Origin of the sequence: Bacillus sp. S3 (assembly GCF_005154805.1) — a bacterium.
GTDB lineage: Bacteria > Bacillota > Bacilli > Bacillales > Cytobacillaceae > Neobacillus.
On sequence record NZ_CP039727.1, the window covers coordinates 3,435,165 to 3,451,266 of the forward strand.

General features: G+C 39.8%; 20 protein-coding genes. 1 reads left to right on the forward strand and 19 read right to left on the reverse strand.

Features of this window, described 5'->3' with window-relative positions:
* The 19 genes from ahrC to spoIIIAA form a co-directional block, all read right to left on the reverse strand.
* Positions 1-450, reverse strand: coding sequence for a transcriptional regulator AhrC/ArgR (gene ahrC / locus FAY30_RS16620; RefSeq protein ID WP_149870915.1), 450 nt, complete (start codon positions 448-450; stop codon positions 1-3).
* 146 nt (positions 451-596) lie between these two features.
* Complete coding sequence (locus FAY30_RS16625; protein ID WP_149870916.1) at positions 597-1,439, reverse strand: TlyA family RNA methyltransferase; 843 nt, start codon at positions 1,437-1,439, stop codon at positions 597-599.
* A complete protein-coding gene (dxs, locus tag FAY30_RS16630) occupies positions 1,436-3,334 on the reverse strand; it encodes a 1-deoxy-D-xylulose-5-phosphate synthase (protein ID WP_149872754.1) in 1,899 nt (632 codons plus the stop codon). The genes FAY30_RS16625 and dxs overlap by 4 nt, the downstream gene beginning before the upstream one ends.
* Positions 3,335-3,480: 146 nt before the next feature.
* A complete protein-coding gene (locus FAY30_RS16635) occupies positions 3,481-4,374 on the reverse strand; it encodes a polyprenyl synthetase family protein (RefSeq protein ID WP_149870917.1) in 894 nt (297 codons plus the stop codon).
* A gap of 3 nt (positions 4,375-4,377) precedes the next feature.
* The gene (locus FAY30_RS16640; protein WP_149870918.1) at positions 4,378-4,611 is read right to left on the reverse strand and encodes an exodeoxyribonuclease VII small subunit; all 234 of its coding nucleotides are present in this window, start codon (positions 4,609-4,611) and stop codon (positions 4,378-4,380) included.
* Positions 4,601-5,959 carry an exodeoxyribonuclease VII large subunit gene (gene xseA / locus FAY30_RS16645; RefSeq protein WP_149870919.1) on the reverse strand — a complete coding sequence of 453 codons (1,359 nt, stop codon included), beginning with the start codon at positions 5,957-5,959 and terminating at the stop codon, positions 4,601-4,603. Before xseA ends, FAY30_RS16640 begins: the two co-directional genes overlap by 11 nt.
* A gap of 129 nt (positions 5,960-6,088) precedes the next feature.
* Positions 6,089-6,946: a bifunctional methylenetetrahydrofolate dehydrogenase/methenyltetrahydrofolate cyclohydrolase FolD gene (gene folD, locus FAY30_RS16650; protein ID WP_149870920.1), complete on the reverse strand. Its 858-nt coding sequence runs from the start codon at positions 6,944-6,946 to the stop codon at positions 6,089-6,091.
* Between the two features lie 37 nt (positions 6,947-6,983).
* Positions 6,984-7,382, reverse strand: coding sequence for a transcription antitermination factor NusB (gene nusB, locus FAY30_RS16655; RefSeq protein WP_149870921.1), 399 nt, complete (start codon positions 7,380-7,382; stop codon positions 6,984-6,986).
* A gap of 178 nt (positions 7,383-7,560) precedes the next feature.
* Positions 7,561-7,968 carry an Asp23/Gls24 family envelope stress response protein gene (locus tag FAY30_RS16660; protein ID WP_149870922.1) on the reverse strand — a complete coding sequence of 136 codons (408 nt, stop codon included), beginning with the start codon at positions 7,966-7,968 and terminating at the stop codon, positions 7,561-7,563.
* 19 nt (positions 7,969-7,987) lie between these two features.
* The gene (gene accC / locus FAY30_RS16665) at positions 7,988-9,343 is read right to left on the reverse strand and encodes an acetyl-CoA carboxylase biotin carboxylase subunit (RefSeq protein WP_149870923.1); all 1,356 of its coding nucleotides are present in this window, start codon (positions 9,341-9,343) and stop codon (positions 7,988-7,990) included.
* Between the two features lie 14 nt (positions 9,344-9,357).
* Positions 9,358-9,873: an acetyl-CoA carboxylase biotin carboxyl carrier protein gene (gene accB / locus FAY30_RS16670; RefSeq protein WP_149870924.1), complete on the reverse strand. Its 516-nt coding sequence runs from the start codon at positions 9,871-9,873 to the stop codon at positions 9,358-9,360.
* Positions 9,874-10,080: 207 nt separating this feature from the next.
* A complete protein-coding gene (locus FAY30_RS16675; protein WP_149870925.1) occupies positions 10,081-10,632 on the reverse strand; it encodes a SpoIIIAH-like family protein in 552 nt (183 codons plus the stop codon).
* A 16-nt stretch (positions 10,633-10,648) separates the two neighbouring features.
* Positions 10,649-11,299 carry a stage III sporulation protein AG gene (gene spoIIIAG, locus FAY30_RS16680; protein WP_149870926.1) on the reverse strand — a complete coding sequence of 217 codons (651 nt, stop codon included), beginning with the start codon at positions 11,297-11,299 and terminating at the stop codon, positions 10,649-10,651.
* Complete coding sequence (gene spoIIIAF / locus FAY30_RS16685; RefSeq protein WP_149870927.1) at positions 11,292-11,921, reverse strand: stage III sporulation protein AF; 630 nt, start codon at positions 11,919-11,921, stop codon at positions 11,292-11,294. The genes spoIIIAG and spoIIIAF overlap by 8 nt, the downstream gene beginning before the upstream one ends.
* A 13-nt stretch (positions 11,922-11,934) precedes the next feature.
* Positions 11,935-13,134 (reverse strand): stage III sporulation protein AE, encoded by a 1,200-nt coding sequence (gene spoIIIAE, locus FAY30_RS16690; RefSeq protein WP_149870928.1) that lies wholly within the window; start codon positions 13,132-13,134, stop codon positions 11,935-11,937.
* A 13-nt stretch (positions 13,135-13,147) separates the two neighbouring features.
* The gene (gene spoIIIAD / locus FAY30_RS16695; RefSeq protein ID WP_149870929.1) at positions 13,148-13,537 is read right to left on the reverse strand and encodes a stage III sporulation protein AD; all 390 of its coding nucleotides are present in this window, start codon (positions 13,535-13,537) and stop codon (positions 13,148-13,150) included.
* A gap of 16 nt (positions 13,538-13,553) precedes the next feature.
* Complete coding sequence (gene spoIIIAC / locus FAY30_RS16700; RefSeq protein WP_007084610.1) at positions 13,554-13,757, reverse strand: stage III sporulation protein AC; 204 nt, start codon at positions 13,755-13,757, stop codon at positions 13,554-13,556.
* Positions 13,758-13,768: 11 nt separating this feature from the next.
* On the reverse strand, positions 13,769-14,284 hold the full coding sequence (gene spoIIIAB / locus FAY30_RS16705; RefSeq protein ID WP_149870930.1) for a stage III sporulation protein SpoIIIAB: 516 nt from the start codon (positions 14,282-14,284) through the stop codon (positions 13,769-13,771).
* Positions 14,285-15,208, reverse strand: coding sequence for a stage III sporulation protein AA (gene spoIIIAA / locus FAY30_RS16710; RefSeq protein ID WP_149870931.1), 924 nt, complete (start codon positions 15,206-15,208; stop codon positions 14,285-14,287). It abuts the gene before it with no gap.
* Between the two features lie 213 nt (positions 15,209-15,421).
* On the opposite strand from spoIIIAA, the gene FAY30_RS16715 reads away from it, so the two are divergent.
* Positions 15,422-16,093, forward strand: coding sequence for an SIMPL domain-containing protein (locus FAY30_RS16715; RefSeq protein ID WP_149870932.1), 672 nt, complete (start codon positions 15,422-15,424; stop codon positions 16,091-16,093).
* Positions 16,094-16,102: the final 9 nt, after the last annotated feature.

Consider the following 16,102-nt stretch of genomic DNA (forward strand, 5'->3'; position numbering starts at 1 on the left):
TTAAAGCATATCTAGAAATCGGTTCGTGATGACTTCTGTATCTTCCGGTGTTCGGCAAATAATTAACATCGTATCGTCACCACAAATCGTTCCTAATATTTCTTCCCAATCAAGATTATCGATTAGTGCACCAATCGCCATGGCATTTCCGGGCAGGCATTTCATCACAAGTAAGTGTCCGGCCGAGTCTATTCTCACAAAGGCATCAATCAGTGAACGTTTTAGTTTCTGTAATGGATTAAATCTTTGGTCTGCAGGAAGACTGTATTTATAACGACCATCTATTAAGGGAACCTTAACAAGATGCAATTCTTTTATATCCCGTGAAACCGTTGCCTGCGTTACATTATAGCCTGCACTTTTCAGTTCATCCACTAGCTCGTCCTGTGTTTCAATATCGTTGCCGGCAATAATCTCTCTAATTTTAATATGGCGTTGCCCTTTATTCATTATTTCACCCCATAGTTAATGAAAGCAATCTGAGTAATTTGTACTAAAATGTCGCTTCTTCTCATATCGTAGCATAAAAATACATTTTAATACAAAGAAAAGCGGAAGGCGTTTGATGCTGGACAAACAGAAGGATAAGCATCAGCTTATCCTTCTGGAGTTTGTTTGGTTTTAAATTCTAAGTGCGAATTTTTCACTACCTCCAGCGGGCTGACAGGCAGGTTGTTTCTTCCCGTCTCACAATCACCATCCCATTTAAGGTGTAGTAAAAATTCAATATTTCCATCACCGCCGGTTATTGGTGAATATGACAAGTTTGTTACTGAGAAACCTTGTTCGATAGAAAAATGAATAATTTTTTCTATTACTTGTAAATGTACTTTTTCATCCCGAACAATTCCTTTTTTCCCAACCTGATCACGTCCAGCCTCAAATTGCGGCTTTATAAGGGCAACAATATCACTTCCAGAAACAAGAAGTGTTTTTAACACTGGCAATATCAATGTTAGTGAAATGAATGAAACATCAATCGATGCAAAGTTAGGCATTTCTCCGCTTAAATCGGCAGGCGTTACATAGCGGAAATTCGTTCTTTCCATCACGACAACGCGTTCATCCTGCCTTAGCTTCCAAGCAAGCTGATTGTATCCAACATCAAGGGCATAAGACATTTTCGCCCCATTCTGCAGTGCACAATCCGTGAACCCTCCAGTTGAAGCTCCAATATCTAATAATATCTTCCCTGCTACATTTACATCAAAAACCTTTAGTGCCTTTTCAAGCTTTAATCCACCTCGGCTGACATATGGCAGCATATTCCCTTTAATATTCAACGGAATATCGACCTTTACCTTTTCACCGGGTTTATCTAATCGTTCTTCGTTTGTATAAACAAGCCCTGCCATAATGGCTCTTTTTGCCTTTTCCCGCGTCTCAATTAAGCCTCGTTCCACGAGTACTACATCTAATCGTTCTTTATTTTTCATCATAATGCCCTTTGCTTTTTCTTCCGAGCCAGATTCGAAATTCTCTTAACTACTTCTTCCTTTGTTAAACCTATTTCTTCAAGCAAGGAGCCCACATCCCCATGTTCAATAAATTGATCCGGAATTCCAATTCTATCTATTTGGGCCTGATAAAATCCTTGAGTCTGTGCATACTCTAGAACAGCACTGCCAAAACCGCCCTGCAAGACAGCTTCCTCGATAGTGAGGAGCGGGATGTTTTTTTCTAATAGGCTGGTCAGTAATTGTTCATCCAGAGGCTTAATAAATCTGGCATTTACAACCTTAACAGAAACTCCTTGTTTTTCTAAAACCTCTGCTGCCTCCATGGCCATTGGAATAGTGGTTCCAAAAGTTAATATTGCCGCATCATCGCCTTCTTTTAAAACCTCCCATGTACCAATCGGAATGTTATGGTACTCCTCATCCATTGGTACTCCAACCCCATTGCCGCGCGGGAATCTCATCGCGATTGGTCCATCATCATAATTCAGCGCGGTATATACCATATGCTGACCTTCATTTTCATCTTTCGGCATCATTAGGACAATATTTGGTATATGTCTTAAGAAGGCAATATCGAACACACCTTGGTGTGTTTCACCATCAGCACCTACTAAACCTGCCCGATCGATTCCAATAAAAACATTTAAATTTTGCCTGCAAATGTCATGGACAACCTGGTCATAGGCTCGTTGTAAAAAAGTTGAATAAATCGCTAAAAAAGGTTTCATATTTTGCGTTGCCAATCCTGCCGCAACCGTCGCAGCATGCTGTTCAGCAATCCCGACATCATACATTCGCTCAGGGAACTCTGAAGCAAAGCCTTCAAGCTTAGACCCCACCGGCATCGCAGGTGTAATCGCGACAATTCGTTCATCTGAGCGTGCAAGCTTTCGAACGGTTTCACTTACTAAACTGCTCCATGCAGGCGGCTGTTTCTTAGCTGGTTTAACAAAATCACCTGTATTCATCTTATACGGACCCGTTCCATGCCAAGTTCCTATTTTATCACTTTCTGCCGGCTGATAGCCCTTACCCTTCTTGGTGATGACATGGAGAAGAACAGGTCCTTCCGTCTTTTTAGCATTATTTAAGCTCTCAAATAAATTATCAAAGTTATGGCCATCAATCGGACCTAAATAGGTAAATCCTAACTCTTCAAAAAACATGCCCGATACCACTAAGTACTTGAGGCTATCTTTGATCCGTTCTGCTGTTGCGGCTAATTTACCGCCGACGGCCGGCACTTTCTTTAATAGCACCTCAAGCTCGTCTTTTACCCATTGATATTTCCCGGCAGTACGCAATTGGCCAAGAATATTATGAAGAGCCCCTACATTAGGAGCAATTGACATTTCATTATCATTTAATATAACAATCATATCTTTTTTTTCATGACCAATATGATTTAATGCTTCTAATGCCATTCCTCCTGTTAATGCACCGTCACCGATCACGGGCACGACAAAGGATCTTTCCTTTTTTAAATCCCTGGCAATGGCCATCCCCATTGCGGCTGAGAGTGACGTCGAGCTGTGACCTGTTTCCCAAACATCGTGCTCACTTTCATTCCTCTTTGGAAATCCGCAAAGACCTTTATATTGGCGTAAAGTATCAAATTCACATGCTCTTCCAGTTAAGATTTTATGGACATAGGATTGATGGCCAACATCCCAAATAATTTTATCCTTTGGACTGTCAAAACATTTATGTAAAGCTATGGTTAATTCAACGACACCAAGATTCGGTCCAATATGGCCACCTGTAACAGACAGTTTTTCAACTAAGAATTGGCGAATTTCCTGCCCCAATGCTTCCAACTCTTTATTCGACATCCCTTTTAAAAAGGATGGGTCCTTTATTGATAATAAATCCATTTTTGGACCACTCACTTTCATACGATTTCTCACTTAAGCTTCAATTGAAAAAATAGCCGCTAGCACGATAGGTGATAACGGCAGTAACTACGTTCACATTAAAAACGATTATAACACACTAATTTCATTGCCTCAAACGGCCAACATTAATGATCTCTTGAAGCGACTAAATCCGTTATTTCTTTTAATAAGTTTGTATGTAATCCCGTTTTATCAAGATATTCCTTTGCCAGATTTATTTGGTTATTTAAAGCGGCTTTTGCGCCTTCCAAAGATAATAATTGAGGATAGGTGCATTTATGGTTGGCAGTATCACTTCCAACGGGCTTCCCAATTACTTGCTGATTCCCAACCAAGTCCAGAATATCATCTTGTATTTGAAATGCAATACCTAAATGATGGGCAAAGGAAGACAAAAGATTTAATTGGCTCTGACTTGCCTCCGCCAAAATAGCACCCGCTGCTACGCTATACTTCAGCAGCTTTCCCGTTTTATGAATATGTATATACTCTAGCTCTTCTAACGAGAGTTGCTTCCCTTCTCCCTCCATGTCAGCAACTTGTCCGCCGACCATTCCTTCTGCCCCAGCCGCTTTAGCCATTTCAACCACTAGCTTTAACTTTGTGCTTTCCGAAGCAAAATCATTTGGAAGCTTACCAACGACTTCAAAGCTATAGGTTAGTAAAGCATCTCCTGCTAAAACAGCAACAGCCTCACCAAATACTTTATGATTGGTCGGTTTTCCTCTCCTTAAATCGTCATTATCCATGCTAGGCAAATCATCATGGATTAAGGAGTATGTATGGATCATTTCAATCGCTGCTGCAGCGGGCAGTCCCTTTTCCGGATTGATTCCAAACGCGTCTAAGGTTGCAAATAGTAATAGGGGGCGAATTCTTTTTCCGCCTGCTTCTAGGGAATAAATCATCGATTCCTTGATAACAGAAGGCGCATCCAGTTTTTCAACTAATGCACGCAGCTCCGAATCAAGCAGTTGTTTATATTCTTCGGCAAATGCGTCTAGTAACCCGGTTTCCACGTCTTATTCCTCCTCGTTTATAGTAAAACTCTTCGTCCGTCCATCCTCAGTAATGATTTGCGTAAGTTGCTCCTCCACACTTTTCAATTTATCATGACATAATTTTGAGAGTTCCATTCCATCTTTATAGAAAAGAATCGCTTCTTCTAAAGGAACATCCCCTTCTTCAAGTTTATCTACGATTTGTTCCAGTTTCGTCATAGCCTCTTCAAAGGTTAGTGTTTTTTCATTGGTCATTATTTTCACGCTCCTTTATTTTCTCTACACTGCAGAATAGACTTCCGTCTGTTAATTGGATTTGAATTTGATCATTTACGTTTACTTGATTCACACTTTTTACAAGACGATTACTTTCTGAATAGGCCAAACTATAGCCGCGCTCCATTATTTTTAATGGACTTAATGCCCCTAATGTAGCAAGGATTCGGTCAAATTCTGTTTGTTTTATTGAGAGTATTTGCATCATTGATCGGTTCATTTCTTTTTGTGTACGTTCAAATTTGTTTTTTGCCTCTTGCAACGCTTCGATAGGGTGATTCCGCAGAAGTCGTTTATAGAGGATTTCATGCTGCCCTTTCTTCACTGCAGACAAACGAGAAGAAGCACGGACAAGCTTTTCTGTTACTTTATCAAGCTGCTCAAGCTTTTGATCATACAATCGATGGGGATAACGAAAGGCATACGATTTTTGAACACGATTTAAGCGTCCTTTCTCAAATTGGAGTTTCCCGTTCATCGCTTGCTGCAGGCGGGCTTGCCGCTGCAAAATCCGATCCATTAACTCATCCAAATGAGGGACGGCAAGTTCTGCTGCACCAGTTGGTGTAGGAGCACGTAAATCTGCAACAAAATCGGCAATTGTAAAATCCGTTTCATGGCCGACAGCCGAAATAATCGGAATATTTGAAGCAAAGATAGCCCGAGCCGTTAGTTCTTCATTAAATGCCCATAACTCCTCAATCGATCCGCCCCCGCGGCCAACAATTAAAACATCAATTTCCTTCATGTTATTTGCTTTTTCAATTGCTTTCACAATAGACGGGGCTGCATTTTCACCTTGGACTAGAGCAGGAAAGACAAGTATATTAGCGATCGGATACCGCCTTTTAATCGTTGTGATGACATCACGGATGGCAGCACCTGTCGGAGAAGTAATAACACCAACTGTTTTTGGATACAAAGGGATAGCCTTTTTCCTTTCAGGTGCGAATAACCCTTCCCTTTCAAGCCTTTGTTTTAGTTGCTCGTAAGCTAAAAACAATTCCCCAATGCCATCCGGCTGCATTTCTTTTATGTAGATTTGATATTGACCGCTTGGTTCGTATACTGAGATTTCACCCTTTACAATTACCTTCATTCCACTTTCCGGAGAAAATTTCATAAAGCGGGACTGGCGGGCAAACATTACGGCAAGAATTCGGGCTTTTTCATCCTTTAAGGTAAAGTACATATGTCCGCTCGAATGCTGTTTGAAATTTGAAATCTCTCCCCTAACATGAATATCATGTAAATGCGGGTCTGCATCAAATTTTCTTTTTATGTATTTGGTTAAGGCATATACTGATAAATATCTTTGTTCCTGCATCACCTGTACCTCTTTTCAAGCAATTAGCGAAAACTGTCCTTATCTATTATATATGGAGTTACCTTTTTATGTCTGAAAAGTCGACTAAGAAAGGAACTTCGTAATAAAAGATAAGGACATGATTCTGTATTAATTGCGCTCTAAACTTTCAGCAGCGGATTTTAGCGTATTATACATAAGCATGGTAATAGTCATTGGCCCGACCCCTTTTGGAACTGGAGTGATGTAACCTGCGATTTCTGACACCTCATCAAAAGCAACATCCCCGCAAAGTTTTCCCAATTCATTGCGGTTAATTCCGACATCGATAATGACAGCACCCTCTTTAATATGCTCTGCCGTGATAAAGTTTGGAATCCCAACAGCAGCAACAAGGATATCTGCTTGTTTTGTGTGTAACTTTAAATCTTTCGTTTTTGAGTGACAATAGGTTACAGTTGCATGCCGATTTAAGAATAATTGTCCAACAGGCTTGCCGACAATATTACTTCTTCCCACTACGACAACATGTTTTCCAGCAATGGAAATCCCCGTTTCTTCAAGCAGCACCATGATACCATATGGGGTGCATGGCAAAAAGGCATTTTGCCCTGTCATCATCCTGCCGATATTAATTGGATGGAAACCATCAACATCTTTTAAAGGGGAGATTGATTCAATGACCTTTGTTTCATCGATATGTTTTGGAAGCGGAAGTTGTACCAGAATCCCGTGAATTTCAGGGTTCCCGTTTAACTCTTCAATTTTTGCGAGCAGTTCCTCTTCGGAAACCTCTTCCGGCATTTCAATTAATAACGAGTACATGCCAAGTTCTTTACATGCTTTTTCCTTACTTGTTACGTATGTCCGAGAGGCATGGTTGTTTCCAACGAGAATAACAGCGAGTCCCGGGGTAACACCCTGGCTTTTAAGCTTTTCAACCTCTTCGGCAATTTCTAATCTTTTTTTTGCAGCTATTTCTTTTCCATTAATAATTTGTGCAGTCATTTTTCACTTCTCCCTTTTTCCCAAAGAGCCCAATCAACTATTCAGTAAGAAGTCTATGTTTCACTTTCGAAAGAACGCCATTAATAAACTTGCTTGATTGGTCATCTCCGTATATTTTTGCAATCTCGATTGCCTCATCTAAAATTACGTTTTCCGGAACTTCATTACGGAAATTTTTCAATTCATAAACAGCTATTCTTAATAAATTCCGATCAACCGTTGCCAATCGGTCTAGCGTCCATTTTTCAAGATGCTGCATGATTAATTCATCAATTTCAGACTTCTGTTCAATTACCCCTATTACAAGTTTCGATAGATACTCGTCTCCAGCCTCCTCTTCCAAAACATGTTCAATCGCGAGTGTTGGTTCGGTGTTACTTACATCGATTTGAAAAAGAGCTTGTAATGCCTTTTCCCTTGCTGTTCTTCTTTTCATTATACCGTTAACTCCTTTAGAGATATTAATAAATTTTGTCCAATTTTCATACTTATTTAAGCCATTACGGCTTGTACATAAAAAGATAATAGCATAACTAAAGAAGAATATCACACTCTGGCTGTTTTATAAATAAAAATAGAAAAACCAAAGGAATAATCCTTTGGTTTTAACCGAATTAAAGCTCCGATTCAATCTCAGGCTCGTTCTTTTGGGCCTCAAACTGTATTCCGACAACATGAATGTTTACTTCTTCTGCATCTAAAGCTGTCATATTTAACAGCGCTTGACGAATATTATCCTGTATTTCGCCAGCAACAGCAGGGATCGAAATGCCGAACTTCATTACACAATATACATCAACTTTTATTCCGGATTCAGTAAGTTCGACTTTTACACCTTTACCGTGGTTTTTTTTCCCTAAGCGTTCCACAACGCCTGCGGCAAAATTCCCCCGCATCCCTGCTACGCCTTCTACCTCGGAAGCTGCAATTCCTGCAATAACTTCAATGACTTCAGGGGCGATTTCGATTTTCCCATGTCCGTTATTTCCTTGATCCATTTCCAAGACACTAAACTCGCTCATTTTCGTACACCTCCAGATTTTAGATAGACTTCATCACATCATGCAATTCCAGAAATTTCGTATTAAAGCTGCCTTCGACAAACTTTTCATGATCGAGCAGTTTTAAATGAAACGGTATCGTTGTATGGATACCTTCAACTACAAACTCACTAAGAGCACGTTTCATTCTCGCAATTGCTTCTTCCCGGCTGCTTCCATATGTGATGACTTTCGCAATCATGGAATCGTAGTAAGGCGGAATCGTATAACCTGGGTATGCTGCGGAATCAATACGAACTCCAAATCCTCCAGGAGGCAGGTACATATTAATTTTTCCGGCTGAAGGGAGAAAGTTCTTCTCTGGATTTTCTGCATTAATTCTGCATTCGATTGCCCATCCTGTAAAGGTGACATCCTGTTGAGTGAGCGATAGTTTTTCACCGTTTGCCACTCGAATCATTTCCTTAATAAGGTCTATTCCAGTGACCAATTCGGTTACGGGATGCTCCACCTGAATTCTAGTGTTCATTTCCATGAAATAAAATTTACGATTGCGGTAGTCATATATAAATTCTACCGTGCCGGCTCCTGAATAATCAACTGCTTTCGCAGCTTTTACGGCCGCATTGCCCATTTCTTCACGAATCTCTCCATCTAAAGCAGGTGAAGGCGTTTCTTCAAGCAGCTTTTGCAGTCTGCGCTGGATGGAGCAATCTCTTTCACCTAAATGAATAATGTTTCCGTGCTTATCACCAAGGACCTGAATTTCAACATGGCGGAAATCCTCAATATACTTTTCTATGTATACACCAGGATTTCCAAATGCTGTCAAGGCCTCTTGCTGAGTGATATTAATGCCCTTAATCAATTCCTGTTCATTCTTGGCAACACGGATTCCTTTACCTCCGCCGCCTGCAGTAGCTTTGATTATTACGGGATAGTCAATCTTTTTGACGAGTTCAAGGGCTTCCTCGATATCATTTATGATTCCCGTTGAGCCCGGAACAATTGGAACACCGGCTTCACGCATCGTTTCTCTGGCAATATCCTTTGTGCCCATTTTAGTGATGGCTTCAGGGCTAGGGCCGACAAAGGTAATATTGCATTCACGGCAAAGTTCCGCGAAATCTGCATTTTCAGCCAGGAATCCATAACCCGGATGAATTGCTTCACAACCGGTCAATTTTGCTACACTAATAATATTTGTCACGTTTAAATAACTATCTTTTGATGGCGTGGGTCCGATACAATAGGCTTCATCAGCCAATTGGACATGAAGGGCCTCACGATCTGCTTCGGAGTAAACAGCAACTGATTCGATACCCATTTCACGACAGGCACGAATAATTCTAACTGCTATTTCTCCTCTATTTGCAATTAACAGTTTCTTTATCATCCTGTTACCGCTCCTTACTCTGGCTTTACTAAAAATAATGGCTGACCGTATTCAACTAATTGGCCATTTTTAACAAGTACTTCAACAATTTCTCCATTTACTTCTGCTTCAATTTCATTAAATAATTTCATCGCTTCGACAATACAAACGATTGAATCTTTAGTAACGGTTGAACCTGTTTTTACATAAACGTCCGCATCTGGAGTTGGCGATGCATAGAATGTACCAACCATTGGAGAAGTGATTTTATGTAAGTTTGCTGTATCGGCTTGTTTCACTTCATCAGCTTTTGGTGCTTCCTGTGCCGCTTCTTGTACTGGAGCTGAAGTTGCGGCAACTGTCACAGGAACAGGTTGGGCAACAGGAGCTGCTTGCGGTACTACAGGAGCAGGCGTTACTTGAGTAACAATAGCAGCTGCAGTTGTTTTCTTCATTTGGATTTTCGAACCGTCATTTTCGTATACAAATTCATCAATACTCGACTGGTCAACCAATTTAATTAATTCACGAATTTCTTGTACTTTTAACATTGAGTAACACTCCTTGTACAACTTTAATTAGGACTTACTATTAATACTATACGATAAAATTTAGTATTAGTTCAATATTTTATATTAGAAAGGAATCAACATTCAATCAGCACCTCCAATTAATCATAAACTTTTTATGATTAAAAGGGAATTCGGCTATTAATCAATTGGAAAAAGGGAAGCATTCAGCTCCCCTTTTAGCTATCATTATTTAGCCGGTTGATATTCTACTGCTACATAATTGGTTTCAGCAATTTCTTTTTTAACTTCGAGCATAATCTTGTTGGCCTCTGATGCTGAAGGCTTCTTCTTTGATTTAACTGTTACGATTACTTTTGGTCCGTCTGCTCTTACAAGGACATCATCAAAACCCATGGTTTTAATAAAAGTTTCAAGAAATTCTTCTTTTTGAGCTGTTTTATTCAGTTTATCCATTTGGTCTTTCACTTTACTTTTTTCTTCTGGCGAAAGATCAGTGGACGCTAGTTCATTGGTTAAACTTTCCTGCCGCTCGCTGCGCAGGTCTTCAAGCTCCATGCGAAGCTCTTCAAATGCCACATCGCCAGCAACGCTGGATACAACTGTTTTATCATCCTTGGCTTGTGTTTTTGTTTTCCCTTGATTTTGATCTTTAGCATTTTGTTGTACTGCTGCTAGGTCTGTGTTTTTCTGCTCTGGAGAAGTAATGTAGTATACTGATAACACCACTACTAAACTTAACATTGTTAATAACCAAACTGTTTGTTTTTTCAAAAGCATTTTTAAATTCCCCCTTTTATTTTTTAGGCATAACAGCAACTCGATGGCTAGGAACACCTAAAGCCCTTGTGACTGCTTCCTTAATCCATTTTTTCACCTCAATATTATCTGCGCCCTTGGCAACGACCAGCACACCGCGAATCTCAGGCTTTTTTGTTTCTACTACAATTGGAACCTCTTTTTCTCCTTCACGTATAATAACTAGTTGTTCATCGGTTGAAGAATCGACAACCTTTCTCTGCCCGCCTTCACGATCCGTTTCATCCGTTGTTTGTGATTTGGTAACCCTATTTTTCTCCAGTACCTTCTTATCAGTTGAATCAATTGTTACCAGGACGGTCACATCATCAACCCCGAGCATCTCCTGTATGGCCTTCTTCATCTGATTTTCATACTTTTCCTCATACTCAGCGATGGCTTTATTGCCGGAGTTTTTTTTCATACCAAATGTCGGTACATCTTCCGAAGCTGCCTTATCGTTTGCTGCAGCAGGTACCGCAGCAGGATTTGTATCCTTATTAAATAAAATGTTTCCTGCGAGCATAAGTGCTGCACCAATACAGAGGACAAGGAGCATATATTGATATTTCGCCGGTTTCTTCTCTCCCTGTTCTTCAAGTTTCAATATTCTTTTAAGCAAGGATAATGGTCCTTTGTTTTTATCCATTCTTCTTTTTAATCCCCCCTTCAATCGAAACTTCCACGGTTTCTTCTGTTACATTCCATTTCTGCGAAAGAAATGAGGCGATTTTTTCTGATTCTTCTGTATTTCCTTTAGATGGAAGAGGTTGTTCTGTGTTAATTTCGATTTGCTTAATCGCTTCGACTGTCTTCACGCCATTTTCCGGCTGTTTAAGAAGAACCGTAACCTTTTGGAGGTTTTCAGGAAATGCTTGGTCACTTTTTTCATTTATGGCTAGATCAATTGTTTCAATCTCCAATCCGTATTGTTCCATCAACTCCTCCTTAACGTCCTTTTTCAGCTGGACAGTCAATTCTTTTAAAATATATGCATCAGTTGAGGCTTGTATTTCTTTTTTCTTTGAATCTATTACATTTTTCATATTTTTTTCACTTGCGGGCTGGTATTTTGAAATGGAACCAAGTGCTGATTCAAAGTCCTTGGAGATTAATTTAAAGATAGGGGTAAGAATAATCGCGATTAAAAGCAGCCCTGTAACCATCTTGGTATATTTCTGCATACTGGAATTTGGCAGCAGCATATCAATAACAGTAGCTAATAGGATAAAAAGAATGATATTCGTTACCCACTCTTTTAAAAACTCCATTTTCTTGTCCCCCCTATCTCATCATCATCGTTAAATTCCCAGCCGCGACAATGACCGTAATACTTAAAAAGAACATAAGTGAAACGATCCCCAGTGCTGCAAAGACATATATGACGCTTTTGCTAATAATATCAAGGCATTTAATCACAGGTCCACCACCTAAGGGCTGAAGGATGGCAGCAGCAAATTTATAAATAAAGGCAATCATTAATATTTTTATAGCCGGGAAGGCGACGATAATGAGCAGGATGGCAACACCTGCGATACCGACAGTATTTTTTAACAGGACGGATGCACTTACGACTGTATCCGTTGCATCGGTAAACATTCTTCCGATGACGGGAATGAAATTACCCGTCACAAATTTCGCTGTTCTAATTGCGACTCCATCGGTCACAGCGGCGGATGCCCCCTGGACAGAAATAACCCCAAGAAAGATGGTGAAGAAGAGCCCCATCAATCCAATGCTCCAGTTTCTTAAAAGAGCAGCTAATTGTGACACTTTGTATTGCTCTGACATGGTGCTGACAATACTCAGCAATGTAGCTAAAAAGAGGAGCGGCAGAATCACATATTGAATGAACATTCCACTTATATTCATTAAAAATAATATGACCGGATGAAAGAATGCCGCTGATACAAGCCCTCCCGATGCTGCAATAAGGGCAAGCAGCAGAGGGACAAGTGCAAGGGCAAACGAGATCATGGTTCCAATTGCTTCATTTGTATAACTGATGGCAATATGAAAACTATTTAATGCAAGGATCACCAGCACCATATAGACAATCGCATAGGCTACCTTACTGATTGCGCTTTTCTCAAAAGCATTCTGCATGGATTGAAGAAACATGCTAAAAATCGTTAATAAGATTAACGAGCCAAGTAATTTTCCATTTGCCACAAACTCATGAAAGGCAAACTTCAATACTCCTTGTCCCCATTGCTTAAATGAGAATTTCTTATCACCTTTTACGAAATCGTATAAACTCCCTTTTTGGCTTTCAGGGAGGAATCCGCCATATTTATTGGTAATATCCTCCCAAAATTGTTTTAGTTCACTTAAGTCCAAGGTTTTAAGCTGTTCATCTACCAATTCTTGTGGTGAAAGCGGTGTGGAGGTGTCTTTGGATTCTTCGGCGGCTTGCACACTTGGAATAAATAAAAAAAGGAATACAAGAATAATAATAGGAATAATCTGCAGCCTCTGCTTCAATTTTTACACCCCATTAGCTCGGAATTAATTTGATAATGGTTTCTATCAAAACTGTTAATATTGGTATCGCCATGGCGAGAATGATAATTTTTCCTGCTAATTCAATTTTAGAGGCAATGGCTCCCTGTCCTGCATCCTTGGTAATTTGGGTGGCGAATTCAGCGATATAAGCAATGCCAATGATTTTAAGAATGGTTTCGACATAAACCATATTTACCTTTGCATTCACAGCTAATTTTTCAAGCATATGGATGATGTCAAAAATCTTATCGACTAAAAAGAGAAAAATAGCACAGCCAACAAAAACGACTAATAGGAAAGCAAAATTAGGCTTTTGCTCTTTGATGATTAAAGCAAGGAAGGTTGCGACCAGAGCAACACCAACAATTTTTATGATTTCAATCGCAAAGCCCCCCTTTCTATTGAAACAAGAATACGGATTTTATTTTTTGGAAGAGATCATCAACAATTGAAGCAACCTGAAATAAAATATAGATAAAACCGAATAAGGTCACCCATTGCGCATACTCTTTTTTGCCAACCTGATCAAGAACCGTATGCAAAAATGCGACCACAATTCCGACACCGGCAATTTTAAAGATAATATCCACTTCTAAACCCATTGCTTTTCCCCCTAAAATAATAAAATAATCAGTAATAATCCTGATAAGAATCCTAGACTCTTTACCATTTTTTCATATTTTACCTGCCGGTCGATGGCATCAGCCTCTTCTCTTTCAAGATGGGAAAGAGTTAACATAATATGTTTTTGCTGGGATAAGCGATCATGGCGGCCAAGTGTCTCCCCAAATTGCTTCATTATTTCAAATTCCCCCTGTTTTAATGCGGTGGACTTCCAAACCTCTTTTAAACTCGTTTCCCAGGCTTCCTTTACCGTTGTTTCCGTGTCGGTTAGTTTCTTTGCAAAGGTTTCAAAAAATGTAGAGAGCGGCTTTGAAAGCTGAGCGGCCAATCTTCTGGCCGCCTCATGCAATGGTGTATGACTATACATGATTTCAGCCTCCAGTGATTGCAGTGCCGACCTTAATGCTCTAAGCTGCTTGGGGCGTTCACTGAAATTTCTTGAAGCCTCAAAGCCCGTCCAAGTAGTCGCAACAATAATGATGATGGCACCAATTAATTTAATCATTTACGTCACGCTCACTTTTTGCTTCATTTCCTGACCGCTTGCATTCAAAATATGGGTGATGGTTCCTGGTCCCGATGCCCGGTTTAGAATGACAAACCGTTCAAAAATTCTTTGGTCGATAATGTCTTTTAGAGATGGCCTGTTCCGTATTTCTTCAATGCTCGTCCCGTGTGTGGTCATGACAAGTTTGATTCCTGCATGTACGGCCTCTTGAATGGCCTCAGCATCTTCCTTTCGGCCAATTTCGTCAACAATTAAGACCTCAGGACTCATCGAACGAATCAGCATCATCATCCCTTCCGCTTTTGGACAGGCATCTAACACGTCTAAACGGTGTCCAAATGTCAATTGCGGCACCCCATTTACACATCCCGCAATTTCACTTCTCTCATCAACAATTCCCACTTTACTGGCACGCAACCCTTTTATCTTATCTCCTGAAGAGATAATTCTTGCAATATCACGCAACAACGTCGTCTTTCCTGTTTGCGGCGGTCCAATGACCATCGTATGCATCCATCTGCCATTAAAAATATAAGGAATAATAGGTTCTGCAATTCCAACCTTTTCTCTTGCAATTCTTATGTTAAATGAGGAAATATCCCTAATCGCCTTTACCTTTCCCTCTTCAAGGATGACTTTTCCGGCAAGCCCAATCCGATGTCCGCCCGAAACGGTTATATATCCGCGTTTGAGTTCTTCCTCAAGGGTATAAATAGAAAAATGACTAATTTTATTCATAAGATGAAAAGCGTCCTCAGGCTGAATGATATACGTTAAAAACTTTGGAGCTCCCTTAAGCGTTATTTCAATAGGACGGTTAATTCGAATGCGGATTTCCTCTAATTCTTCTTTTTGGTCAGGAGGGATTTGGCTGATTAGGTCTGCAATTTTTTTAGGTAAAAAGTTAAGGATTGTTTCCACGTATCCTTCCTCCTTTTATTTGCACGTCTCACTATTTAAAATGTATGCCTGCTTGGACACAATATGACTTACGAAACTGTTAATTCCTTTCTATTTTTTTATTTGAATACTAGAATGGCATGCTTACAAAAAAGAATAGATTTATTCTAGGAACATTTTCCATGGAGAATCCGTATTTTATAGAAGGATTAACAGTTGAAAGGGGAATGAAATGTGTATCATAATTTACAGCCAAATCGAAATACAGTACATCACAAAAATCATTTAATAAAAGTTACAGGAGAAGGTGAACTTCCGGTTCAGCCAAATTCAGCTTCAGTAAAACTAGGGGTCATCACAGAAAACAAACAATTAATAACAGCCCAGCAGCAGAACTCTGCTGAAGTGACGAAAGTAATTAATGCTCTACTTGGACTGGGAATTCCGCAAAATCAAATCCAAACATTCGACTATCGGATTGAGTCGGACTATGATTACGACCAAGGAAAACAAATATTTCGCGGCTATAAAATTACCCATCTATTACAAGTGAAGGTAGAAGATTTATCGTTGATAGGGAAAGTGGTAGATACAGCGGTTCAACACGGGGTTAACTATGTATCGAATGTGCAATTTTCCGTGAAGAATAATGACAGATTTTATCAGCAAGCATTGATTCTTGCCTTAAACAATGCAAGCGAAAAAGCTAAAACAATTGCGGAATCGTTAAATGTGACATTAATCCCGACACCAAGTTTGATTGTGGAAGGAGGAAGTCAGGTTCAGCCTTTCAATCAGCATGCTGAAACCTTCGTGAAAGGAATTAGTTCAACCCAATTTGAACCAGGGCAAATCATCGTAAAGGCTAGCGTATTTGCAGATTTTCATTATCGACCAACCTATTAGAAACAAAAA